Raw genomic sequence first — 21,655 nt, 5'->3', positions numbered from 1 at the left:
GTTCGACCGCAGCTGATCAGGCGTGTTCTGGTGGAGTGAATTCCGTTGTCCGGGCCATACCCGCTGCCCGGCCTTTCGCGGAAATCACCAGCGCCATCTTGCGACTTGCCTCGTCGATCATCTCGTCACCGAGCATCACGGCTCCCCGCCCACCGCCGGCCGCGGAGGTGTGGAATGCGTAGGCGTCCAGGATCAATTCAGCGCGATCGTAATCTGATTGCCTCGGGCTGAACACCTCGTTGGCCGCCTCGATCTGAGTCGGGTGCAGTACCCATTTGCCGTCGAAACCCAATGCTGCAGTGCGGGCAGCGCTGCGCGTGAACGCCTCGACGTCACGAATCTGGAGGTACGGACCGTCGATGGCCTGAACCCCGTGCGCCCGCGCAGCCATCAGAATGGTCATCAGGATGTGGTGATAGGCGTCACCACGGTCGTAGCCGTCCGGCTGCTCTCCGACCACCAGGGTGCGCATGTTCAAACTCGCCATGAAATCTGCCGGCCCGAAGACCAACGCCTCGACCCGCGGGCTGGCCGTGGCAATCGCGTCGATGTTGGTCAGGCCGATCGCGTTCTCGATCTGGGGTTCGATGCCGATTCGTCCCACTTCGAGGCCGTTGGCCTTTTCCACCTGAGTCAACAACAGATCAAGTGCCTGCACGTGGCTCGCATCGGGAACTTTGGGCAGCAGAATCGCGTCGAGGTGAGCACCCGCCCGGCCGACAACCTCGACAACATCGGCGTACGTCCATTCGGTGGTCCAGTCGTTCACCCGAACCACCTTGACCTGCTTGCCCCATCCGTCCTCGGCCAGCGCGTCACCGACGGCTTCGCGTGCGGCCTGCTTCGCCAACGGTGCGACCGCGTCTTCGAGGTCGAGGAAGATCTCGTCGGCCGGCAGTCCCTTTGCCTTGTCGATCATCTTGCGACTGCTGCCGGGAACGGCGAGAACTGATCGGCGGGATCGGTTACGTGATGTCATCTCTTTTGAGTGCCCTTCAGAGGTATCGACTCGTACGTTTTCGGCGTCTCTGTTGCAGATAATGACGCGTGAGGAATTAGCCTTGCAATCATGGCAGCAGCAGGCAAGGTATTTGCAGCCAGGCTGGCCGGCCTGGTTGTCCTCGGCCCCGACGGTGAGTCGATCGGGCGAGTGCGCGATGTCGTGATCACGGTCCGCATCGGTCGCCAGCAACCGCGGGTGCTCGGTTTGGTGATCGAAATGTTCACGCGCAAACGCATTTTCGTGCCGATGTTGCGTGTCACCGCGATCGAACCGAGTGCCGTCACACTGACGACCGGCAATGTCAGTATCCGGCGATTCACCCAGCGCCCCGGCGAAGTTCTCGCTCTTGCACAGGTACTCGATTCACATGTGCGAGTGGACGACCCGGAGTTGACCGAACTCCACGGCGTCGACGCCGTTGTCGTCGATCTGGGTATCGAATCGAGGCGCACCCGCGATTGGGTGGTGTCGAAGGTGGCGGTCCGTGGCCATCGCGGACGCCTGGGTCGCCGGGCCGCGATCCACATCGTGGACTGGCAGCACGTTGCCGGCCTTACCCAGAGTGACCTGTCACTGCCGGGGCAGGGCGTCGCCCACCTGCTGCTGCAGTACGAGGGCATGCGTCCGGCCGACGTCGCCAACGCGATGCGTGAACTTCCGGAAAAGCGCCGACACGAGCTAGCCGTAGCCCTCGACGACGAGCGTCTCGCCGACGTCGTGCAGGAACTACCTGCCGACGATCAGACCGATCTCCTCATGCACCTCGAAGTGGAACGGGCGGCCGACCTCCTCGAGGCGATGGACCCGGACGACGCCGCCGACCTACTGGGCGAGTTGCCCGAAACCGAGGCGGAATCGTTGCTGCAGTTGATGGACCCGCAGGACTCGGAACCGGTGCGCCGACTCCTCGAACACTCCCCCGATACGGCTGGTGGTTTGATGACGCCGGAACCAGTGGTGCTGACGGCGTCGACCACGGTGGCGGAAGCTCTCGCCCGGGCCCGCAATTACGACGTCACGCCCGCGTTGTCCAGCATGGTATTTGTCGTGCGCCCGCCGACGGCCACGCCGACCGGACGCTACCTCGGGTGTGTTCATCTGCAGAAGTTGTTACGTGAACCGCCGGCGAGCCTGGTCGGCGGAATTCTGGACAGCGACCTACCCAGTCTCGGGGCCGACGATTCGCTTGCTGTCGTGACGCGATACTTCGCGACGTACAACCTGGTGTGCGGACCGGTGGTGGACGACGAGAACCACCTGATCGGCGCGGTCACCGTCGACGACGTTCTCGATCACCTTCTGCCCGAGGACTGGCGCGAAGACGATTCCGACGACGAGGGGTTGGTCCGATGAGCGATCGGTCTTCCAGCGCCCGTCAGCGCCTAGAGACTCCCCGTGGGAGTCGGCGGTTCCACATCGACTTCGATGTCGAAGCGGTGGGCCGGGTCAGCGAGCGTATTGCGCGTTTCCTCGGCACGGGTCGCTACCTGGCGATTCAGACGATCATCGTCATCGTTTGGATCGCACTCAATGTCTTTGCGGTCAGCTTGCAGTGGGATCCCTATCCGTTCATCCTGCTCAACCTGGCGTTCTCGACGCAGGCCGCGTATGCGGCACCGTTGATCCTCCTGGCCCAGAATCGGCAGGAGAACCGAGACAAGGTCTCGCTCGAAGAGGACCGGATTCGCGCCGAACAGACCAAAGCCGACACAGAGTTCCTCGCCCGGGAACTCGCTGCTCTGCGTATCTCCCTCGGCGAAGTCGCGACTCGTGACTATCTGCGACGCGAACTCGACGAGATCAAATTGCTCCTCACCGCCGAACACGAACCGCCCCCGAAGAAGAAGCATCGCGAATCAGGTTCCTCGAAAAAGAGTCTCGACAGCCGGGATTCTTAGCTGAGGGTTTACTGAGTTTTGCTGCATAGACCGAGACCGATATGTAACGTAAGTCACAGACTCTTATATATATCGGTGGGTACTCCGAACCCGGGCTACCAGCAAAGGGGAATCGTGCGCGTACGAGGATTGATCGCAGCGTCCACGCTACTGGGGGGCCTACTCGCGGCCACCGGACCGGCAGCCCTTACCGCAGGTAGTGCCCCTGCAACGGGATCACCGATACCCATCGCACTCGCAGGTAACGCCGTGAACGCAGCGGACAGCCCCGATTTCCTTCCGACACCTCGCACGGTGCGAACGCAACGATCGGCACCACCGAGCACTACCGCAACAACCACCGCACTGGACCCCGCAGCCGCAACAGTTGTCCTGACCTCACTTGGCATCCCCGAGATCGTCCTCAACGCCTACCGCTCCGCGGAACTGGTGATGATGACGGAGGCACCAGGCTGCGGCGTCCCGTGGCATCTTCTGGCCGGTATCGGCCGAATCGAATCGGGCCATGCCAACGGTGGACGCACCACCTCTGTCGGCACCACTGTGACGCCGATCTTCGGCCCGGTGCTGGACGGCCGCCTGGCCGGCAACCAGATCATCACCGACACCGACAAGGGCCTGATCGACGGCGACCCGACCCACGACCGCGCCGTCGGCCCCATGCAGTTCATTCCGTCGACGTGGGCGCACTACGCCAGTGACGGCAACGGCGACGGTGTTACCGACCCCAACAACGTGTTCGACGCGGCACTCTCGGCGGCCAAATATCTCTGCAGCGGCGGGCTCGATCTCCGCAACCTCGATCAGGAGACCAAAGCCGTTCTCCGATACAACAATTCCGCGGCGTACGCCGCAAACGTCATCATGTGGTCGACGGCGTACAAGAGTGGAGTCCTCCCGTCCGGATCGCTGCCGTACACCGGCGGAATCAATACCGGGAGCATCAACACCGGTAGCTCCGACGCCACGTCGACTGCGGCCATTCTCGCTGCTGCGGCGGCAGTCGATCCGACGGCCGAAAAGAAGGGCGGCGATCAGGCAACGGCCGCAGCTACTCCCGCGCCACTACTCCCCGGCCTGCCCGACATGCCGGCACTCTCGCCGGATCTCCAAGCGCTGATCCCACCCGGAGTGCTCCCCACCACACCGAACCCGTCAGCACCCGGGCTGGCCTCACCCGCCGCGCCCGGTCCTGCCACCACCCCACAGGCTCCGACCGGACCGATCATCCCACTGCCGGTACTCACGTCACGCGGCCTCGTGTGGCCGATTCTGACGCCGACAGGCTGGACGTGGCCAGACGACATGTGCGTGATCCTCCCTGATCCCGTAGCGCTCGCTCAGTTGCAGCCGGGAATCCACCTGCCGTGCGCCGTTCCGACAGCCGAGGCGTCGGCGACCACGCCGGCCCCCGCCACCGATGCCACGACAACAACTCCGTCGTCCGTCCCGGCGACTACATCCGACGCCGCGCCCGCTGCCGTGGCGCCCTCACCCGCTGCCGCACCGGCACCCGCGCCCGCACCACTGCTGCCGGGTTTGCCGTTCATGCCCGTCGCATAACGGTCACGCCGCGATAACGCTCGCGCCGGAAAAATCACGATTGAACTGCGTTGACGGCACAGATCTGCCCACTTAGATCACGGTTGAGTAACGGAAGTGCAACAAATCAGGTAGCCTCGATTCCGTCATTGAACGGAAAACCCCGATTTCGGGGTCCAGGAGGCAGTAACAGTGGGTCGGCACAACAAGAAGACAGATTCGCACATCCGTCGCAACTCGGTCATCGCGCTTTCCGGCCTCATTCCTATCGGTTTGGTTACAGCAGCGAACTCCGCCGGAGCGGCATCCGATATGCCTTTCGTCAATGCCGCCAGCGCCGAAACCGCCTTGGGGTCACTCGAGACCCCGGCCACGCAGGAGCCGCAAGCTCAGATCCTTCCCGTCGCCGACCTGGCCGCAGCGCCGGTAGTTGCCGAGCCCGCCCCGCTCGCACCGGTCCAGGCCACACCCCCACTGCCCGCTTCGATGGCCGAAGGCGCCCTCGGCATCCCCAGCGTGAGCGTCGCCGCCTATCAGAACGCCGAGCGCATCCTCGCTGTCGAGAACCCCACCTGCAACATGCAGTGGACCCTGATGGCAGGAATCGGCCGCGTCGAATCCGGCCACGCCCACGACGGCAAGGACGCCGACGCAAACGGCAACCTCTTCGAACCTGTCATCGGACTGCCCCTCAACGGCAGCCTCCCCGGCCAGGCCGTGATCATGGACACCGACGGCGGCGCACTCGACGGCGACACCGTCTACGACCGCGCAGTCGGCCCGATGCAGTTCATCCCGTCCACGTGGACGCAGTACGCCGGCGACGGCAACGGTGACGGCATCTCCGATCCGCAGAACCTCTTCGACTCGGCACTGACCACCGGAAAGTACCTGTGCGACGGCGGATTGAACATGCAGGACCTCACGCAGGCCGCCAAAGCAATCCATCGCTACAACAACTCGGCTGCCTATGTCGCCAACGTCCTGGCCTGGACTGCCGGTTACTCCACCGGCATCGTGCCCGCCGCATCGGACCTGCCTCGCATTCACTGATCTGCCGACACCTACCATGGAGTCATGTCCGCACTGACCGAGTCCGACGTTCGCTCCGCGCTCGCGCGAGTTCTCGACCCTGAGATCCGCAAACCCATCACCGAATTGGGGATGGTCAGGAACATCACGCTCGCGCAAGACAACAGCGTCGACATCGGGATCTACCTCACCACCGCAGGGTGCCCGATGCGCACCGAGATCACCGAGCGCGTCACCAAGGCAGTTGCCGACGTCGCCGGTGTTGGTGCCATTCGCGTCGAACTCGACGTGATGGACGACGCGCAGCGCACGGAACTTCGCAAGTCACTGCGCGGCGACTCCGCCGAACCGGTGATCCCCTTCGCCCAGCCCGGCTCTCTCACCCGCGTGTACGCCGTGGCCTCCGGCAAGGGTGGTGTCGGAAAGTCCAGTGTGACAGTTAATCTCGCGGCGGCACTAGCAGCACGCGGCCTGTCCGTCGGTGTTCTCGACGCCGATATCTACGGTCATTCCATCCCTCGTATGCTCGGCACCGACGCCAAGCCAACGCAGGTCGAAAAGATGATCATGCCGCCCGTCGCGCATGACGTGAAGATGATTTCCATCGCCCAGTTCACTCAGGGCAACACCCCGGTCGTATGGCGTGGCCCGATGCTGCACCGCGCGCTGCAGCAGTTCCTGGCCGACGTCTTCTGGGGCGATCTGGACATCCTTCTGCTTGACCTTCCGCCGGGAACGGGTGACATCGCCATCTCGGTGGCCCAGCTCATCCCGAGCGCCGAGATTCTGGTGGTCACCACGCCGCAGCAGGCAGCCGCCGAGGTTGCCGAACGCGCCGGTGCCATCGCACTACAGACCCGTCAGCGTGTTGCGGGCGTCGTCGAGAACATGTCGTGGCTCGAACTGCCGGACGGCACCCGCATGGATGTCTTCGGAACGGGCGGCGGCCAGACGGTATCCGATCGCCTCACCAAGGCAGTCGGCGCGAAGGTTCCGCTGCTCGGCCAGATTCCGCTCGATCCGTCGGTTCGTGAAGCCGGTGACGCGGGCACGCCGATCGTGCTGAGTGCACCGGAGAGCGCTGCCGCGAAGGCATTGACGGAGATCGCGGACAAATTGGCCGTCCGTCAGCGCGGACTCGCCGGAATGTCGCTCGGCATCAACACTGTGCGCAATATGTAGCGGGTTGCGCTCAGGTTGCGTCGAGGTCGACCGGTGGACGCTCTCCGGCTGCGAGAGGCTTGTCCTTCGTGAGTGACATCGGTTCCTGAGCGCCACTCTGGGGCTTCACACCGCTGCCGCCCTGGGGCTTGACACCGCTTTGGGACTTCTTGTCGAAGTCTCCGGTGAAGAGGGAGTCGTCTCCGTCGAGAAGATGCTGGGTGATCACAGCGCGCGGGGTCATCCCGCGCAGCTTGTTCAGATCTGCGAGTGGTTTACGCAGATCCTCGAAGTCGGTGCCCAGTTCTTCCTTGAGCTGATTCTGGGCTCCGGAAGCATATTCACGTACCTGCCTCAGTGATCGTGTAACCCAGGAGACCGCGCCCGGAAGCCGCTCAGGTCCCAAAATGACCAGAGCCGCTACGAGGAGGATCATGAACTCGCCCCAACCGATGTTGCCAAACACAGGGCAAGCCTACTGTGTGTCCGGTTGTTGCGCGCAGGTCCGGATCAACCTCACAGCAACCTCGTAGGTTCTCTCAGTCCGAAACCGGCGTGACCGATATGTCTACCTGGCGTCCCTCGCGGATCAACGCGACGTTGACCGGCTGACCGATCGACGCGGCGTTGACCGCCACAACAAATTCGTCGGCGCCTGTCACTTGCCTGTCCCCGACCTTGACGATGACGTCACCCTCGACGATTCCGGCCTGTTGCGCCGGGCTTCCGTCACGGACATTGGCGACCGCAGCACCACTGGTGGCGTCGTTGACGACGGTGCGAACATTGACGCCGATATCCGGGTGGCGTACCGAACCGTCACGGATGATGGCCTGCGCCACCTCGGTGACCGTGTCGATCGGGATCGCAAAACCGAGACCGACGGAACCGCCCGATTCGCTGAGCATCGCGGTGTTGATGCCGATGACGCGGGCTTCCGCATCCACCAGAGCGCCACCGGAATTGCCGTGGTTGATGGCTGCATCCGTCTGGACGGCGTCGATCACCGCGTTGGTATCGGTGCCCTCTCCGGACAACCGCAACGGGCGATTCAGGGCGCTGACGATTCCGCGTGTCACAGTCTTACTCAGTCCCAACGGAGAACCGACGGCCACGACGTCGTCACCCACCTGAACGTCTTCGGAGCGCCCGAGTTGTGCAACCGTCAGATTGCTCGCCGACACCTTCAGCACCGCGAGGTCCGTCTTCACGTCGCGGCCGACAATCTGAGCGTCGGTCTTGGTGCCGTCGGAAAAGATGACCTGGATCCGAGCGTTCTGGGCCGGCGGAGCGGCCGAGGAGATCACGTGGTTGTTGGTGACGATGTATCCCTTGTCGTCGATCACGACGCCCGAACCGGTGCTTCCCTGATCGCCGACGGCAACTTGGATGGAGACAACGGACGGCAGCACCGCGTCGGCGACCTTCGCGACGTCGGATTGCGGCTGTTCACCACCACCGGATTGCACCAACGTGACGTGCGAACTGGTGAGGGAACTTCGGTCGGCAGTGATCACCGTCGCGAGCAGTCCGCCCACCAGGGCAATCACAAGTGCCATTCCGGCGAGTGCAGCCAGCGCGGATGGCGCGACCTTACGCCCGAACAGTACGTCTCGGACATCCAGTTTCGGTGCGGGAGGCAAACTTTCGGGTTGGGTTTCCTGCGCGGGCGAACCAAGAGCCACCGACGACGCCGGATCACGCCACGGGTCGTTCGGGACTTCGTCTTCGGGTTCGGATTCCGTGTCGGCTTCGGGATCACGGCCGATGGATTCCGTGGCGCCCTCGGGGCGACCGAACGCCTCTGCGAGAACCGGATCGGGCGAACCGACTACAACACCGGGCGTCTGCACGCTCCGGGCAGCTGCCTGGGAGAAGGAACCGTCGACGCCGCTCGGCCTACTGAATGCCTGCTGCGACGCCTGATCGATCTGCGGCCGATACACCGGGCGGGGTTCCAGTACAGGCGCGTCTGCCGGTCGATCCACCGAACCGTTTGCCGAAGTAACCGAACCGTTCGCCGAAGTATCGGTATCCACGCCGGAATGCCCCCTCTGTCCGTCAGTCACGCGTTCCAGTATCACTGATCGGTGGATGCACGGCGTCGCTGACTGGGCCGAAAGGACAGGTCATTTACGCCAGCGGCGTGAAAGGCGTTTGCCGATCGCACCGAAACCGGCGTCCGATCCCGGTGAGGTATCGGCAGTATTGGTGGTGCAGGTCGGAATTGCGCTGAGCAGTCCGACAAGCGACAGTGGCATCGTCATCTCGCCGCTCCGCCGGAGCGCACCACGGGCCTGTTGCTGTGCATCGACCGCAGCCGTGCATTCAGCACACAAGGAGATGTGGTGTGAGGCCCGAAGATAGGCCTGCATGCGAAGTTCTCCGTCGACGTAGGCGGCAATTGCCTCACTTGCCAGGTGTTCGGTCGAACCGAACTGGCGGGGTGCCCGCGCCTCCGTCATTCGTCCCTCCAGATGATTGACCAACGTTCCCCCGTCAGACGCCGACACGTTCGGAATCACCGGCGCGTTGTGCTGCTGCCAGATGATCGCGAATCGCTTGTCGTCCACGGTGGATACGGCTCCGAACCGTTCCGAGCTTGACTCCCAGTGTGGCACCGATTTCCTCGTACGACAGACCTTCGATGTCACACAGCACAACAGCGGCACGGAAATCCGGTGCCAAGGAGTCCAGTGCGGCCTGAAGATCGGCGTCGAGACGGGCGTCGTGGTAAATCTGCTCGGGGTCCGGACCGGCTGACGGTACGCGGTCGTAGTCCTCCGGGAGCGCTTCCATGCGGATGCGGTTGCGTCGGCGAACCATGTCGAGGAACAGGTTGGTCGTGATGCGGTGCAGCCAGCCTTCGAACGTGCCCGGCTGGTAGTCGGAGAGGGAACGGAACACACGAATGAACGTGTCCTGGGTCAGATCTTCTGCGTCCTGCGCGTCGCCTGACAGGCGGTACGCAAGGCGGTACACGCGGTCACCGTGTTGGCGGACGAGTTCGTCCCACGACGGCATGGCCGACTTCTCACCCGTTGCGTCGAAAACAGCAGTACCGATCAATTCGGAATCCACAGCCGATTCCGTCGTCATTACTTCCGACTCTCGAGGGCGAGGCTCGTCGTTGATCTGGAAAATAAGTGGATCCTCCTGGTCTTTTCGCACCGCGCGGTCAGCTCACGTGATGATTCGAACAACCGAACACCGAGGCGTTTTGTTCCCGGATCACCTTTGATCAGCTCATCCATCGCCGCCGGATGTTCCGTGCACTTCCGGCGATGTACATACCCTCTCGTACCGCGGTGTGCATGCCATATGAAGAGGCTGAGGGATTCCTGAGAATCTGTCAGGGTGCGCGCCTTGCAGCGTCAATGCGACCGGCCCGATAACCTCATGAGCGTGACCCACGCCGAACAGATACTCCGCCACGTCGAGGACGTTGTTTCCGAGGACGAGATTTTTACCGCGGCGCGGGACCGAGCGTTGGACCTCGGCACCGCACCCGTGACGCCCGCAGTCGGCGCGACACTTGCGATGTTCGCCCGCATGCTCGGCGCGAGGACGGCGGTCGAGGTCGGTACAGGAGCCGGTGTGAGCAGCCTGTGGTTGCTGCACGGTATGCGCGACGACGGTGTCCTGACCACTATCGACAGCGAACCCGAGCATCAGCGCGCAGCCAAATTGACGTTCCGTGAAAGTGGAATCGCTCCCGCTCGCACCCGGTTGATCAACGGCAATGCACTCGACGTGTTGCCGCGCCTCGCCGACGGTGGATACGACTTGGTCTTCGTCGATTGCACCCCGGTCGATCAGCCGCACTACGTGCGTGAAGGTATCCGGTTGTTGCGTCCGGGCGGTGTGATCGTGCTGCACGACGCTCTTGCGGGTGGTCGCGTCGCCGACCCGTCGGCCCGTGATGCCACGACGGTGGCCGTCCGCGAAGCCGCCAAGGCCATCGCGGACGACAAGCGTCTGGTTCGGGTGTTGCTTCCGCTCGGTGAAGGACTGCTCTGCGCTAGCAAGCTCTAGCTAGATCCAGACGCCTTTACCGATTGCGACGACTCCACCGGAGCTGATCGCAAATCGTTCGCGGTCTCGTTCGAGGTCGACGCCGATGATTTCGCCGTCACCGACAACAACGTTCTTGTCGAGGATGGCGCGGCGCACGACTGCTCCCTTGCCGATGCGCACTCCTGGCATCAGGACGCTTCCTTCGACGGTGGCGCCGTCCTCGATCATCACGTTCGAGCTGAGAACCGAGTTGCGCACCGTGGCGGCAGACAGGATCGATCCGGCGCCGACTATCGACTCCTGAGCGAGGCCGCCCTTCACGAACTTGGCCGGTGCCAGGTTCTCGGTGGCGCCGCGGATGGGCCAGCGGCGGTTGTACAGGTTGAAGATGGGGTGGACGGAGACGAGGTCCATGTGTGCGTCGTAGAAGGCGTCGAGGGTGCCGACGTCGCGCCAGTAGCCGCGGTCGCGGTCGGTCGCTCCTGGAACGACGTTGTCCTTGAAGTCGTATACCGAGGCTTCGCCGGCTGCGACGAGGGCGGGGATGATGTCGCCGCCCATGTCGTGATCGGAATCGGAGTTCTCGGAGTCTGCGCGGATGGCGTCGACCAATACCTTCGTGGTGAACACGTAGTTACCCATGGAGGCAAAGGTGGAATTGGGGTCGTCTGGGGTGCCGGGCGGATGAGCCGGCTTCTCGAGGAACTGCGTGATGCGCCCCGACTCGTCGCTGTCGATGCAACCGAAGGCAAACGCCTCACTACGCGGCACCCGGATACCTGCGACGGTCACTCCGGCACCGGAGTCGATGTGGTGCTGCACCATCTGCTCGGGGTCCATGCGGTACACGTGGTCGGCGCCGAACACCACGATGTACTCGGGGTCTTCGTCGTAAACGAGGTTGAGCGACTGCAGGATTGCGTCGGCGCTGCCGGTGTACCAGCGCGGCCCGAGTCGCTGCTGCGCCGGGACCGGGGTGATGTACTCACCCGCAAACCCGGACAACCGCCACGTCTGCGATATATGTCGGTCGAGTGAATGCGACTTGTATTGCGTGAGCACACAGAGACGCAGATAGCCCGCGTTCACCAGGTTGCTCAACACGAAGTCGATCAGTCGATAGGCGCCGCCGAACGGCACCGCTGGTTTAGCTCTATCCGCCGTCAGCGGATAGAGACGTTTGCCCTCGCCCCCGGCGAGCACGATTCCAAGCACATGCGGCTGGCTTCTCACACGCTTAACCTATCCGCACTCCGGTGGTCCCGCTAGCGAAGCGGGCCGCGACACTCTCGAAGTGCGCCGGCCGGTAGCCGGATCGACCACGGGCGGTTAGGTTTAGCCGGTGCGAGTCGCGATGATGACCAAGGAATACCCACCGGAGATCTACGGCGGTGCAGGCGTGCACGTCACCGAGCTGGTCGCTCAGTTGAAACGGCTCGTCGACGTCGACGTTCACTGCATGGGAGCGCCGCGCGACGACGCGATCGTCCACTCCCCCGATCCCGCGTTGGACGGCGCCAACCCCGCGTTGACAACGCTGTCCACCGAGCTTCGGATGGCTGCGGCCGCAAGCGGTGTCGATATTGTCCATTCCCATACCTGGTACACCGGACTGGCCGGGCATCTGGCGTCGGCGCTCTACGACGTCCCCCACATTCTGACCGCGCACTCGCTCGAACCCCGGCGTCCGTGGAAGGCCGAGCAGTTGGGCGGCGGCTACCGCGTCTCGTCGTGGTCCGAGCGCACGGCCGTGGAGCATGCCGACGCTGTCATCGCGGTCAGTGCCGGAATGCGCGCCGACGTCCTCGACGCGTACCCCTCGCTCGATCCCAGCCGTATCCATGTGGTTCGCAACGGGATCGACACGAGTGTGTGGCATCCCGGTCCGGCCGGAACCGGCGAAGCGTCTGCGTTGACGGCGATCGGCGTCGATGTCAGCCAACCGATCGTGGCGTTCGTCGGCCGCATCACACGTCAGAAGGGCGTCGGCCACCTGATCGCGGCGGCACACGATTTCGACCCGTCCATCCAGCTTGTCCTGTGTGCTGGCGCTCCCGATACACCGGAAATAGCGGCCGAGACGGAGCAGGCAGTAGCGGCCCTCGCCGCGCACCGCGGCAACGTATTCTGGGTTCGCGAGATGCTGCCCACCGAACAGATCCGCGAAATACTTTCGGCCGCAACAGTCTTCGTTTGCCCGTCGGTGTACGAGCCGTTGGGGATCGTCAACCTCGAAGCCATGGCCTGCGAAACCGCTGTTGTCGCTTCGGATGTGGGCGGAATCCCCGAGGTGGTCGACGACGGCGTGACCGGGCGACTCGTCCACTACAACGCGTACGAGCCTGCTGCCTTCGAGGAATCCTTGGCCGCGACGGTCAACGAGGTTGTTGCCGACAAAACGGGTGCCGACGCGATGGGGCGGGCCGGCCGGGTCCGCGCCATCGAGCATTTCTCGTGGGCCGAGATCGCCAGACAAACCATCGACGTCTACGACGACGCGATCAGACGCCGCGGTTGACCTTGCGGTAACTGGAGATCGTCGCAGACGCGGTGATCGGTGTGAGTTCGGGCAGTTCCGCTACCGAGGCTTCGAGTTGCTGCGCCGTCAGGTGCCGCGCGGAAGGCCCCATGCCCACCAGATCGAGAACCTCGTCGTGCGTGAGGTGCATGGTGAACTCGACACCCTCGGAGTGTTCGCGCTCGAACAGTCCGGCCATGGACGATCCGAGCCGTTCCACTTTCTTGTCGTCGACGCGAACCATGCCGAGCAACTCGATCAGCTCACACAGATGCCTGTCCGTGGGCGTGAGAACCACGAGAACGCCCTCGTCGGCCAGAACGCGGTGGGACTGCTCACCGTTGCGCGGAGCGAACACACAGAGCACGTGAGAGAGCACGCCGTCACGAATCGGCAGGGGCTGCCACACGTCCGCGACGATCGACCCGATTCTGTCGTGGACCTTGGCTGCTCGCCGGGCCGCGAATTTCGAGACGTCGAGGGCAATTCCCCGAGAATCCGGGAGTCCGCTGATCACATGCTCGAGATATTGTCCTGTGCCGGAACCGATTTCGACAATCCGCGCAGGGTCGACACCCCCTGAGCGAGCACACGCCGCCGTAACCGCTTCCATCAGCGGATCAAAATGCCCACTACCGAGCAGCCTGGATCTGGCCGCAATCATCTCGGCGCTGTCGCCGGTGAATTTGGTGGACCCACCGCTGATCAGGGAAACGTAGCCCTGCCTGGCGATGTCGAATCGGTGGCCTCGGGCACATTCGAGGGCGCGGTCGATCAGATCGAGTTCAAGACTGCACTGCTGGTCCACATAGCACTGCGGGCACGCCAGCAGATCGATCACTTCGGCAAGCACACAACTGCCCTTCCGGCTCGACTCGTACACGCGCCCAGACCAACACACACTTCAGGCCCCGCACCGAAGATCGGTTGCGGAGCCTGGGTGCATTTCCTACCTGGACCCGACTAGCTGGTGACGTTTGTAAGTTCCACACCCAGCGCAGCAGCTTCATCCGGGGTCAGCTCGACGACAAGGCGTCCGCCACCCTCGAGTGGAACCCGCATGACGATTCCTCGTCCCTCTTTGGTTGCTTCGAGGGGACCGTCCCCGGTCCGGGGCTTCATGGCCGCCATCCTCTGCTCCCTCCAGATCTGCGCTGCACTTCACTGCGCGTCGACAAAACGGTGCGCCCCGCCAACGATCAGCGAGGCTCGTAGCCTCCATTGTTCCCTATCCGCCCCCGAACCGGGAATCTGAGTCACATTTACGCGTGTCCGCACTACTACGGCACTACCGGTGGAACCCAACATTCGGCAATGTGATCGTCAACCATTCCGGTGGCCTGCATGAGCGCATATGCCGTGGTAGGGCCGATAAACTTGAAGCCCAGCCGTTTGAGTTCCTTGGCCATGGCGGTTGATTCTTCGGTGATAGCGGGAACGTCTGCAATTGAAGCGAGTCGTGCGGTGCGGCGGGGCGGTGCAAACGACCAGAGCAACGCATCAAGATCCAATTCCGGTGAATTCACGAGAACCCGCGCATTGGAAATTGTTGCCTCGATTTTGGCCCGATTGCGAATTATCGAGGAATCCGCGAGCAAGCGGTCAACGTCCGCTTGGCCGTATTCGGCGACTTTCCCGGGAACAAATCCGTCGAACGCCGATCGGAAAGCATCACGCTTTCGCAAAATCGTGATCCACGACAAACCTGATTGAAATGCTTCGAGTGCGAGTCGCTCGAACAGGGCGTCACGACCGTGGAGGGGTTGCCCCCATTCCTGGTCGTGGTAATCGCGGTACAGCGTGTCTCCAGGTGATTCGATCACCCAGTCGCAGCGAACAATTCCGTCAGACATCGTCCGGGCGCTCACTCACGGCCGCCGCCGCCGAGTCACTCACGGCCGCCGCCTCCGAGCCACTCACGGCCGCCGCCTCCTGGTGCTCCACTTCTGGGGCAGCATCCGATCTTGCTTCCAATTGCGCACGGAGAGAGTCGATTTCCATCCCGAGCCGGTGCAGGGCCCAATCCACTTCACTGGCCTTGTACCCGCGCAGAACCTGCTGAAATCGTAATGCGTCGACGTCGGCGCTTGTCACACCTTCCGCGGGAAGCACCGCCGCTGTGGTGCCGGGAGGAAGCGGCGGCAGTTCTTCCGAGCGCCCGAATACTGCACTCGCGGCAAGGAAAATCATCCCGCCGACAAGCGCCATGACAATCAGGTACAGGAGGATCGTCAACATGACCCGATACTCCCATACACGTTCCGCTGCGGTCAGACCCCCGCGCTGCGGATAATCGAATTCATCGGCGGACGGTCGAGCAACGACACCTCGGTGGTAGCCGGTGCAAACGAATCACCGTCGACCAGGAACTGCGTCAATCCGGCGCCGGAATCCTCGATGCCACAGCGCCGCAGCATCGTCCCGATGATCTGCCGGCTCATCACACCCAGATCGGCAAGCGGCCGATTACGGTGTTTCCGGACACCGAGATTGACCTGACCGATCGCGCTGAGCCCCAGGGTGTCGTAGGTGTCGAGCAACAGCCCGATCTCGACTCCGTAGCCGGGTGCGAACGGCACGGCGGAGAGCAGCTCCCGGGTTCCGGCGTACTCACCGCCCAGTGGTTGCAGAACGGCCGTGAGTTCTGGTCGCAGGGCAGCCAGCATCGGCCGCGCCACCAACTCGGTGACCCGCCCACCACCGTTGGCGTCTTCTGTCCCGCTGACGCGCAACGGACGCCGGTAATACCCCTTCACCAGGTGAATACCGTCGACGGTGAGCAATGGACCCAACAGCTTCGGAACAAACGCCGGGTCCGGATTGATGAGATCGGAATCCACGAACGCGATCAGATCACCCGTGGTGGCCGCGATGGAACGCCACAGGACTTCGCCTTTGCCGGCGGCGGGAGGGAGCGACGGCACCGCGGACTCGCGGCTGATCACCCGTGCGCCTGCGGCCCGTGCCCGCTTCGCGGTGCGGTCGGTAGACCCGGAATCTAGGACGACAAGTTCGTCCACCAACCCGCCGAGCAACGGATGAATGGTGTCGACCACCGATGCGACGGTCTCCTCCTCGTTGAGCGCCGGAAGCACCACGGAGACGGTGCGGCCTGCTTTGGCTCGCTCGAGTTCCTCGACCGTCCAACTGGGGTGATCCCAACTGTTGGCTTCGGACCACGTGCGCGTGGACCCAGTGCCGGTAATGCTCATGCCAGCCCCCGAACTGTTCGAACAGGGGCGCGTCGGCCCTGAATTGCCGCCACCATGTCGACCACGCGGCGCGTAGATGCCACCTCGTGCACCCGGAACACTCGGGCACCGCCCGCCGCGGCCATTGCTGTCGCTGCCAATGTTCCCTCCAGCCTCTCGGAAAGCTCTACCCCCAGAGTCTCCCCGATAAAGTCCTTATTGCTCAGCGCCATCAGCACTGGCCACCCGGTGTTTACAAGAATGTCCACTTTTCGCAACAACTCGAGCCCGTGAAAGGTGTTCTTGCCGAAGTCGTGGGTCGGATCGATCAGAATCGCATCGCGTGGCACGCCTAATGCAAGGGCTCGTTCGGCGGCGGTGACAACCTCGCTCACCACATCGGCAACCACATCGGTGTATCGGACGCGGTGCGGACGCGTCCGCGGCACCGCACCGCCGGTGTGTGAACACACGATGCCCGCACCGGTTTCAGCAGCGACCATCACCAATTCCGGATCGGCGCCGGCCCAGGTGTCGTTGATCAGATCGGCACCTTCCTTACGCGCGAGACGGGCGACGTCGCTGCGCCACGTGTCGATGCTGATCAACAAATCCGGGAACTTGTCCCGGATCGCCGCGACAAAGGGAATGACGCGCCTGACCTCCTCGTCGGTGTCGACCAGATCGCCGGGGCCGGCCTTCACTCCCCCGATATCGACCAGATCGGCGCCTTCGTCGACCGCCCGATCCACCGCAGCCATCGCGGCAGAATCCGAGAACGTCGCACCTTTGTCGTAGAACGAGTCGGGTGTTCGGTTGACGATCGCCATGACCAATGCACGGTCGACCGCGACCGGTCGACCGCACAGAGTGGGCGCCGGATCTGACTGCGCGGATGAACCGGCCAATGAAGACATGCCTTTCATACTGGCATGACGGAACGCGGTCTAGCCCTTGGGTACCGAGCCTGCGGCCACCTCGTCGACGTAACCGTCGTACGAATCGCTGTAGCCGCTCTCACGGCCGGCGAGGACGTGCAGGGTGTCTGCGCCGACGTCGTATCCGTCGTTGCGCAACTCCACCTTGCGCGATTTGAACGTGCTGGTGTGTTCGAGGGAGTCGACGATGCGAACGAACAGCGGCACGGCGTAGCTGGGGAGCTTTCCGTACAAATGGGTGGCGATGTCACCGCCGTCGAAGGAATGACCGTCGCGCAGGGTCACTGCTGCCATACCGGCCCGCCCGTCGGTACCCGGGATCTCGACGCCGTAGACAACGGCCTCTTCGATCACCGGATGTGAACTGAGCGCACCCTCGACCTCGGTGGTTGCGACGTTCTCACCCTTCCACCGGAATGTGTCACCGAGTCGATCGACAAAGGCCACATGGCTCCACCCCTGCTTGCGCACGAGGTCGCCGGTGTCGAACCAGGTGTCACCGTCCTTGAAACCACCCCGCACCAATTTGCTGTTGGTCGCGGCTTCATCGGTGTACCCGTCGAACGGAGCTCGGTCGGTGATTTTGGAAAGCAGTAGTCCAACGGACCCCGTCGAGACTTTGCGCAACCGTCCGTCCGGACCACGCAACGCCTTACCGGTTTCCTCGTCGAATTCGACGACGGCATGCGGCAACGGGCAGATTCCGGCCGTCCGATCGACGTTGAGCGCGTTCACAAAGGCGATATTGCATTCGCTTGCACCGTAGAACTCGGCGACTCGCGCAATACCGAAACGCTCCGTGAACTCCTTCCAGATTTCCGGCCGCAGCCCGTTTCCGACCATCAGTTGAACGGAATTGTCACGGTCGGTGGGCTTCTCGGGCTGATTGAGCAGGTACCGGCACAATTCTCCGATGTAGGTGAAGGCCGTGGCTTTGTTGAGCGCGATATCGTCCCAGAATCTCGACGCCGAGAACTGCCGGCCGATGGCAAGCGTCGCACCCGAAGCCAGCACCGAAGACAACGACACCGTCAAAGCATTGTTGTGATAGAGCGGCAAGCAGCAGTACAGCGTGTCGGACGGACGTAACCGGACACCCATGAGCCCGAGACCGGACATGGACTTGAGCCAGCGGAAGTGAGTCATCAAGCTGGCCTTGGGCATTCCGGTAGTACCCGAGGTGAAGATGTAGAACGCTTTTTCCTTCGCAAGAATCTGGGCCGTCACAGCCGGATTGGTTGCGTCGGCCGTTTTTGCCAGGTCGTCGAGCTCGCTGACCAGAAGTTGCGGCGGTCCGGTAAACCCTTCCGGCAATGATTCGAGCGCTTCTTCGCTCGCATCGGCGACAACGAGCACGCGTGCGCCGAGCAGCGTAAGACTGTGTGCAAGAACGTCATCACGCTGGTTGTAATTCAGCATTCCCGCTGCCGCACCGAGTTTGACGGCAGCCAAGGCGATCAGCAGCGATTCCGGAGTGTTCTTGCCGAGGATCGCCACGACGTCGCCGCGTTGGACGCCGCGCGTGCGCAACACGTCGGCATATCGGTTGACCTGCGCGTTGGCGTCGTCGTAACTTGTTGCATGGCCCTCGAACCGGATAAACGGACGAGTCGGATGTGCTGCGGCGTTCTGCTGGAGAATGAGTCCGATGGACATCGCGGCCGAAGGCTTGCGCAGCAGGCCGGACGCCCCCTTCAGGAGTATCGGCACCTCGGTGATCATCGACGGGAGTTTCACCGCCAGATCCAGCATGCCAACTTTGTCGCGTGCTTCCGAACTCATGTCTCCCCAATCACGTATCCGGCGACTCGACGGCCACCCCCGGGGCCACCTTACTCCACGGTAAGGTGGCCCGTCACGCACTTGGTCAGGAGTTCACACAAGCGTCGAGCGCAGCCTCGACATCAGTCCTGACCAGCAACGTATCCAAAGCTTTCCGGCCCACAAACCCCGTGCCGTCCAATTTGTCCAACCATTCGAGCAGTCCGGTGTAGTGCCCCACCGGATCAAGCAGGACCACAGGCTTGCTGTGCATCCCGAGGTAGCCGGCGGTCCACGTTTCGAACAACTCCTCCAACGTCCCGATACCGCCGGGCAAGGTGATGAACGCGTCCGCGTTGTCTTCCATCAACTGCTTGCGCTGACGCATCGTGTCGGTGACGATCAACTCGTCCGCGTCGACGTCCGCAACTTCCTTGTGCACCAACGCCTTCGGGATGACGCCGACGGTCCACGCGCCCGCAGCCCGAGCCGACTCCGCGACAGCACCCATCATCGAGACGTTGCCACCACCCGAAACCAACTGCCACCCACGTCGACCGATCGCGGTGCCCACCTCGGCGGCCAAAGCCAGGAACGACTCGTCCACCGGACCCGACGCACAGTAGACGCAGATCGAGTACTTCTTGTCGGAATCGGTCACCATTCTTCTTCTTTCCCCAGATCGGCGGCCTCGTCGACGCCTAGATTGGCTTCGGCGACTATCCGGACTGCTTCTTCCACACTGTCAGTGACGTGCAGCAGATTCACATCACCTTCGGAGATCTTTCCGTCATGCTCGAGTGTGTTTCGGATCCACTCGACCAATCCGGACCAGTACTCCGTGCCGAACAGGACAATCGGGAAGCGCGTGACCTTATGGGTCTGCACCAAAGTAAGAGCTTCGAACAATTCGTCCAGCGTTCCGAAGCCGCCAGGCAAGCAGATGAAAGCCTGCGAGTACTTCACGAACATCGTCTTGCGGGCAAAGAAGTACCGGAAGTTGATGCCGAGGTCGACCCACTCGTTGAGCCCCTGCTCGAACGGCAACTCGATGCCGAGTCCGATCGAGTAGCCACCGGCCTCGCTGCAACCGCGGTTGGCGGCTTCCATGACTCCCGGCCCACCACCGGTGATGACGGCGTACCCGGCTTCGGCCAACGCCGTTCCCAGCTCACGGCCGGCCTGGTATTCGGGATGATCGAGAGCGGTGCGTGCCGAACCGAACACGGTGACCGCACGAGGGACCTCAGCGAGCGCCCCGAAACCTTCGATGAATTCGCTCTGGATGCGCAGCACACGCCACGGATCGGTATGGACCCAGTCGGTGGGGCCGCGTTTGTCGAGCAGACGCTGGTCCGTGGTGGTTTTCTCATCCTTGCGTTTGCGTCGGAGTTGAACAGGACCGCGGTGCTTGATCGACGAACTGTGCTTCTTGGAGGCTGAATTCTTCTCTGGTGCCATGCACGCAAGGCTAACGCTCAGGCCGACAAATACTTCCTCAGCACGGCCGCGACGTCGGTGATCTGCTGCACCGGGACGTGCTCGTCACGCTTGTGCGCCAGGTTCGGATCGCCGGGGCCGTAATTCACCGCGGGAATGCCGAGAGCCGAGAATCTGGACACATCGGTCCAGCCGTACTTGGCCCGGAACTGTCCGCCCGCAGCCTCGATCAACGCGGCCGCCGACGGGTTCGCCAGGCCAGGCAGAGCGCCGGGCGACGAGTCCGTGATCTCGAATCCGAGATCCAAGCCGTCGAAGACTTCCCGCACGTGAGCCTCGGCCTGCGCCTCACTGCGATCGGGTGCGAACCGAAAGTTGACGTCCATCTCGGCTGCGTCCGGCACCACGTTCCCCGCGACGCCGCCGGAGATCCGCACGGCTGAGAGCCCCTCGCGGTAGACACAACCGTCGATATCCACCGAACGCGGCGAATAGGCCGACATCCGCTCCAACGCAGTACCGAACTTGTGAATCGCGTTGTCCCCCAACCAGGACCGGGCCGAATGCGCCCTGGTACCTGACGCGGTCAAGCGCACGCGCATCGTTCCCTGACACCCGGCCTCAATGAACCCGGCCGTCGGCTCGCCCAGAATCGCGACATCCGCCGCAAGCCATTGCGGGATCTCGCGTTCGATCCGTCCGAGGCCGTTGTAGGCGGCGGCGATTTCCTCGCAGTCGTAGAACACCAGCGTCAGGTCGTGGGCCAAATTCTCGATCGTCGCCGCGAGATGCAGGAACACTGCGTCGCCGGATTTCATGTCCACGGTGCCGCACCCGTGCAAGATGTCACCCTCACGACGAGACGGAACATTGTCCGCAATCGGAACTGTGTCGAGATGACCGGCAAGCATCACCCGACTCGGCAATCCGCGCGACGTCCGGGCCAGAACCGCATTGCCGTTGCGAATGATCTCGAAGCCGCTGGTCTGCTCGCGCAACGCAACCTCGACGGCGTCCGCGATAGCGGATTCGTCGTGGGAAACGCTGGGAATGTCGACCAGAGCGGCCGTCAGATCGATGGGGTCGGAGGCAAGATCGAGGATGCTCACGGCCACCAGCCTAAGCCCGCAGCCAGCGCACCCAGTAATCTCTAG

Annotated in this window: 23 protein-coding genes; 7 read left to right on the top strand and 16 right to left on the bottom strand. The window is 63.0% G+C overall.

Annotated features, from left to right (window positions below; all coding sequences use genetic code 11):
* Nucleotides 1-16: 16 nt before the first annotated feature.
* On the bottom strand, nucleotides 17-979 hold the full coding sequence (locus tag RG2_RS20430; RefSeq protein WP_033234427.1) for an HpcH/HpaI aldolase/citrate lyase family protein: 963 nt from the start codon (nucleotides 977-979) through the stop codon (nucleotides 17-19).
* A gap of 90 nt (nucleotides 980-1,069) precedes the next feature.
* Here RG2_RS20430 and RG2_RS20425 point away from each other — a divergent pair, with 90 nt between their 5' ends.
* The 5 genes from RG2_RS20425 to RG2_RS20405 all read left to right on the top strand — a co-directional run bounded on the left by RG2_RS20425 (nucleotide 1,070) and on the right by RG2_RS20405 (nucleotide 6,657).
* A complete protein-coding gene (locus RG2_RS20425) occupies nucleotides 1,070-2,356 on the top strand; it encodes a magnesium transporter MgtE N-terminal domain-containing protein (protein ID WP_033234428.1) in 1,287 nt (428 codons plus the stop codon).
* Nucleotides 2,353-2,901, top strand: coding sequence for a DUF1003 domain-containing protein (locus RG2_RS20420; RefSeq protein WP_033234429.1), 549 nt, complete (start codon nucleotides 2,353-2,355; stop codon nucleotides 2,899-2,901). Before RG2_RS20425 ends, RG2_RS20420 begins: the two co-directional genes overlap by 4 nt.
* A gap of 114 nt (nucleotides 2,902-3,015) precedes the next feature.
* Nucleotides 3,016-4,464, top strand: coding sequence for a lytic transglycosylase domain-containing protein (locus tag RG2_RS20415; RefSeq protein ID WP_230590145.1), 1,449 nt, complete (start codon nucleotides 3,016-3,018; stop codon nucleotides 4,462-4,464).
* Nucleotides 4,465-4,635: 171 nt separating this feature from the next.
* Entirely contained in the window at nucleotides 4,636-5,496 is an 861-nt protein-coding gene (locus RG2_RS20410) for a lytic transglycosylase domain-containing protein (protein WP_033234430.1), read from the top strand.
* A gap of 24 nt (nucleotides 5,497-5,520) precedes the next feature.
* Nucleotides 5,521-6,657 carry an Mrp/NBP35 family ATP-binding protein gene (locus RG2_RS20405; RefSeq protein WP_033234431.1) on the top strand — a complete coding sequence of 379 codons (1,137 nt, stop codon included), beginning with the start codon at nucleotides 5,521-5,523 and terminating at the stop codon, nucleotides 6,655-6,657.
* Between the two features lie 10 nt (nucleotides 6,658-6,667).
* Here the strand turns inward: RG2_RS20405 and tatB are convergent, their stop codons facing one another.
* The 4 genes from tatB to sigE all read right to left on the bottom strand — a co-directional run bounded on the left by tatB (nucleotide 6,668) and on the right by sigE (nucleotide 9,735).
* Nucleotides 6,668-7,102: a Sec-independent protein translocase protein TatB gene (gene tatB, locus RG2_RS20400; protein WP_033234432.1), complete on the bottom strand. Its 435-nt coding sequence runs from the start codon at nucleotides 7,100-7,102 to the stop codon at nucleotides 6,668-6,670.
* Nucleotides 7,103-7,175: 73 nt separating this feature from the next.
* Nucleotides 7,176-8,675 carry a S1C family serine protease gene (locus tag RG2_RS20395; RefSeq protein ID WP_033234433.1) on the bottom strand — a complete coding sequence of 500 codons (1,500 nt, stop codon included), beginning with the start codon at nucleotides 8,673-8,675 and terminating at the stop codon, nucleotides 7,176-7,178.
* Between the two features lie 90 nt (nucleotides 8,676-8,765).
* Nucleotides 8,766-9,101 carry an anti-sigma factor gene (locus RG2_RS20390; RefSeq protein ID WP_033234600.1) on the bottom strand — a complete coding sequence of 112 codons (336 nt, stop codon included), beginning with the start codon at nucleotides 9,099-9,101 and terminating at the stop codon, nucleotides 8,766-8,768.
* Nucleotides 9,102-9,135: 34 nt separating this feature from the next.
* Entirely contained in the window at nucleotides 9,136-9,735 is a 600-nt protein-coding gene (gene sigE / locus RG2_RS20385) for an RNA polymerase sigma factor SigE (RefSeq protein ID WP_033234434.1), read from the bottom strand.
* 300 nt (nucleotides 9,736-10,035) lie between these two features.
* Here sigE and RG2_RS20380 point away from each other — a divergent pair, with 300 nt between their 5' ends.
* A complete protein-coding gene (locus tag RG2_RS20380; RefSeq protein WP_033234435.1) occupies nucleotides 10,036-10,671 on the top strand; it encodes an O-methyltransferase in 636 nt (211 codons plus the stop codon).
* Here the strand turns inward: RG2_RS20380 and glgC are convergent, their stop codons facing one another.
* Nucleotides 10,672-11,886, bottom strand: a complete 1,215-nt coding sequence (gene glgC / locus RG2_RS20375; protein ID WP_033234436.1) for a glucose-1-phosphate adenylyltransferase — start codon at nucleotides 11,884-11,886, stop codon at nucleotides 10,672-10,674.
* Between the two features lie 109 nt (nucleotides 11,887-11,995).
* On the opposite strand from glgC, the gene glgA reads away from it, so the two are divergent.
* On the top strand, nucleotides 11,996-13,171 hold the full coding sequence (glgA, locus tag RG2_RS20370) for a glycogen synthase (protein WP_033234437.1): 1,176 nt from the start codon (nucleotides 11,996-11,998) through the stop codon (nucleotides 13,169-13,171).
* On the opposite strand, the gene RG2_RS20365 is transcribed toward glgA, so the two are convergent.
* The 10 genes from RG2_RS20365 to dapE all read right to left on the bottom strand — a co-directional run bounded on the left by RG2_RS20365 (nucleotide 13,155) and on the right by dapE (nucleotide 21,610).
* On the bottom strand, nucleotides 13,155-14,024 hold the full coding sequence (locus tag RG2_RS20365; protein WP_033234438.1) for a putative RNA methyltransferase: 870 nt from the start codon (nucleotides 14,022-14,024) through the stop codon (nucleotides 13,155-13,157). The two genes, glgA and RG2_RS20365, sit on opposite strands and share 17 nt — an antisense overlap.
* A 110-nt stretch (nucleotides 14,025-14,134) precedes the next feature.
* Complete coding sequence (locus RG2_RS20360; RefSeq protein ID WP_003945169.1) at nucleotides 14,135-14,302, bottom strand: DUF3117 domain-containing protein; 168 nt, start codon at nucleotides 14,300-14,302, stop codon at nucleotides 14,135-14,137.
* A 149-nt stretch (nucleotides 14,303-14,451) separates the two neighbouring features.
* Nucleotides 14,452-15,024 (bottom strand): DNA-3-methyladenine glycosylase I, encoded by a 573-nt coding sequence (locus RG2_RS20355; RefSeq protein ID WP_033234439.1) that lies wholly within the window; start codon nucleotides 15,022-15,024, stop codon nucleotides 14,452-14,454.
* A complete protein-coding gene (locus RG2_RS20350; protein WP_033234440.1) occupies nucleotides 15,017-15,409 on the bottom strand; it encodes a DivIVA domain-containing protein in 393 nt (130 codons plus the stop codon). The genes RG2_RS20355 and RG2_RS20350 overlap by 8 nt, the downstream gene beginning before the upstream one ends.
* A 32-nt stretch (nucleotides 15,410-15,441) precedes the next feature.
* Nucleotides 15,442-16,383 (bottom strand): glucosyl-3-phosphoglycerate synthase, encoded by a 942-nt coding sequence (locus RG2_RS20345; protein WP_033234441.1) that lies wholly within the window; start codon nucleotides 16,381-16,383, stop codon nucleotides 15,442-15,444.
* Complete coding sequence (gene folP / locus RG2_RS20340; protein ID WP_051730498.1) at nucleotides 16,380-17,279, bottom strand: dihydropteroate synthase; 900 nt, start codon at nucleotides 17,277-17,279, stop codon at nucleotides 16,380-16,382. The genes RG2_RS20345 and folP overlap by 4 nt, the downstream gene beginning before the upstream one ends.
* Nucleotides 17,280-17,309: 30 nt before the next feature.
* Nucleotides 17,310-19,082, bottom strand: a complete 1,773-nt coding sequence (locus RG2_RS20335; protein ID WP_033234442.1) for a long-chain-acyl-CoA synthetase — start codon at nucleotides 19,080-19,082, stop codon at nucleotides 17,310-17,312.
* Nucleotides 19,083-19,167: 85 nt separating this feature from the next.
* Nucleotides 19,168-19,725, bottom strand: coding sequence for an LOG family protein (locus RG2_RS20330; protein ID WP_033234443.1), 558 nt, complete (start codon nucleotides 19,723-19,725; stop codon nucleotides 19,168-19,170).
* Nucleotides 19,719-20,522, bottom strand: a complete 804-nt coding sequence (locus RG2_RS20325) for an LOG family protein (protein WP_033234444.1) — start codon at nucleotides 20,520-20,522, stop codon at nucleotides 19,719-19,721. Before RG2_RS20325 ends, RG2_RS20330 begins: the two co-directional genes overlap by 7 nt.
* A 17-nt stretch (nucleotides 20,523-20,539) precedes the next feature.
* On the bottom strand, nucleotides 20,540-21,610 hold the full coding sequence (gene dapE / locus RG2_RS20320) for a succinyl-diaminopimelate desuccinylase (protein WP_230590146.1): 1,071 nt from the start codon (nucleotides 21,608-21,610) through the stop codon (nucleotides 20,540-20,542).
* Between the last annotated feature and the right edge of the window lie 45 nt (nucleotides 21,611-21,655).

This window comes from Rhodococcus globerulus NBRC 14531 (assembly GCF_001894805.1).
GTDB lineage: Bacteria > Actinomycetota > Actinomycetes > Mycobacteriales > Mycobacteriaceae > Rhodococcus_F > Rhodococcus_F globerula.
The sequence above is the reverse complement of the archived record's forward strand: the minus strand, read 5'-3'. Positions and strand labels throughout refer to the sequence as shown.

Coding starts and splice junctions, on each gene's coding strand:
- sigE (WP_033234434.1), bottom strand. CDS start 9,735: ATGACGACGGAATCGGCTGTGGATTCCGAATTGATCGGTACTGCTGTT.
- RG2_RS20350 (WP_033234440.1), bottom strand. CDS start 15,409: ATGTTGACGATCCTCCTGTACCTGATTGTCATGGCGCTTGTCGGCGGG.
- RG2_RS20380 (WP_033234435.1), top strand. CDS start 10,036: ATGAGCGTGACCCACGCCGAACAGATACTCCGCCACGTCGAGGACGTT.
- RG2_RS20430 (WP_033234427.1), bottom strand. CDS start 979: ATGACATCACGTAACCGATCCCGCCGATCAGTTCTCGCCGTTCCCGGC.
- RG2_RS20330 (WP_033234443.1), bottom strand. CDS start 19,725: ATGGTGACCGATTCCGACAAGAAGTACTCGATCTGCGTCTACTGTGCG.
- RG2_RS20420 (WP_033234429.1), top strand. CDS start 2,353: ATGAGCGATCGGTCTTCCAGCGCCCGTCAGCGCCTAGAGACTCCCCGT.
- RG2_RS20325 (WP_033234444.1), bottom strand. CDS start 20,522: ATGGCACCAGAGAAGAATTCAGCCTCCAAGAAGCACAGTTCGTCGATC.
- RG2_RS20390 (WP_033234600.1), bottom strand. CDS start 9,101: ATGACGGAGGCGCGGGCACCCCGCCAGTTCGGTTCGACCGAACACCTG.
- RG2_RS20425 (WP_033234428.1), top strand. CDS start 1,070: ATGGCAGCAGCAGGCAAGGTATTTGCAGCCAGGCTGGCCGGCCTGGTT.
- RG2_RS20405 (WP_033234431.1), top strand. CDS start 5,521: ATGTCCGCACTGACCGAGTCCGACGTTCGCTCCGCGCTCGCGCGAGTT.
- RG2_RS20335 (WP_033234442.1), bottom strand. CDS start 19,082: ATGAGTTCGGAAGCACGCGACAAAGTTGGCATGCTGGATCTGGCGGTG.
- RG2_RS20345 (WP_033234441.1), bottom strand. CDS start 16,383: ATGAGCATTACCGGCACTGGGTCCACGCGCACGTGGTCCGAAGCCAAC.
- RG2_RS20360 (WP_003945169.1), bottom strand. CDS start 14,302: ATGGCGGCCATGAAGCCCCGGACCGGGGACGGTCCCCTCGAAGCAACC.
- folP (WP_051730498.1), bottom strand. CDS start 17,279: ATGTCTTCATTGGCCGGTTCATCCGCGCAGTCAGATCCGGCGCCCACT.
- RG2_RS20355 (WP_033234439.1), bottom strand. CDS start 15,024: ATGTCTGACGGAATTGTTCGCTGCGACTGGGTGATCGAATCACCTGGA.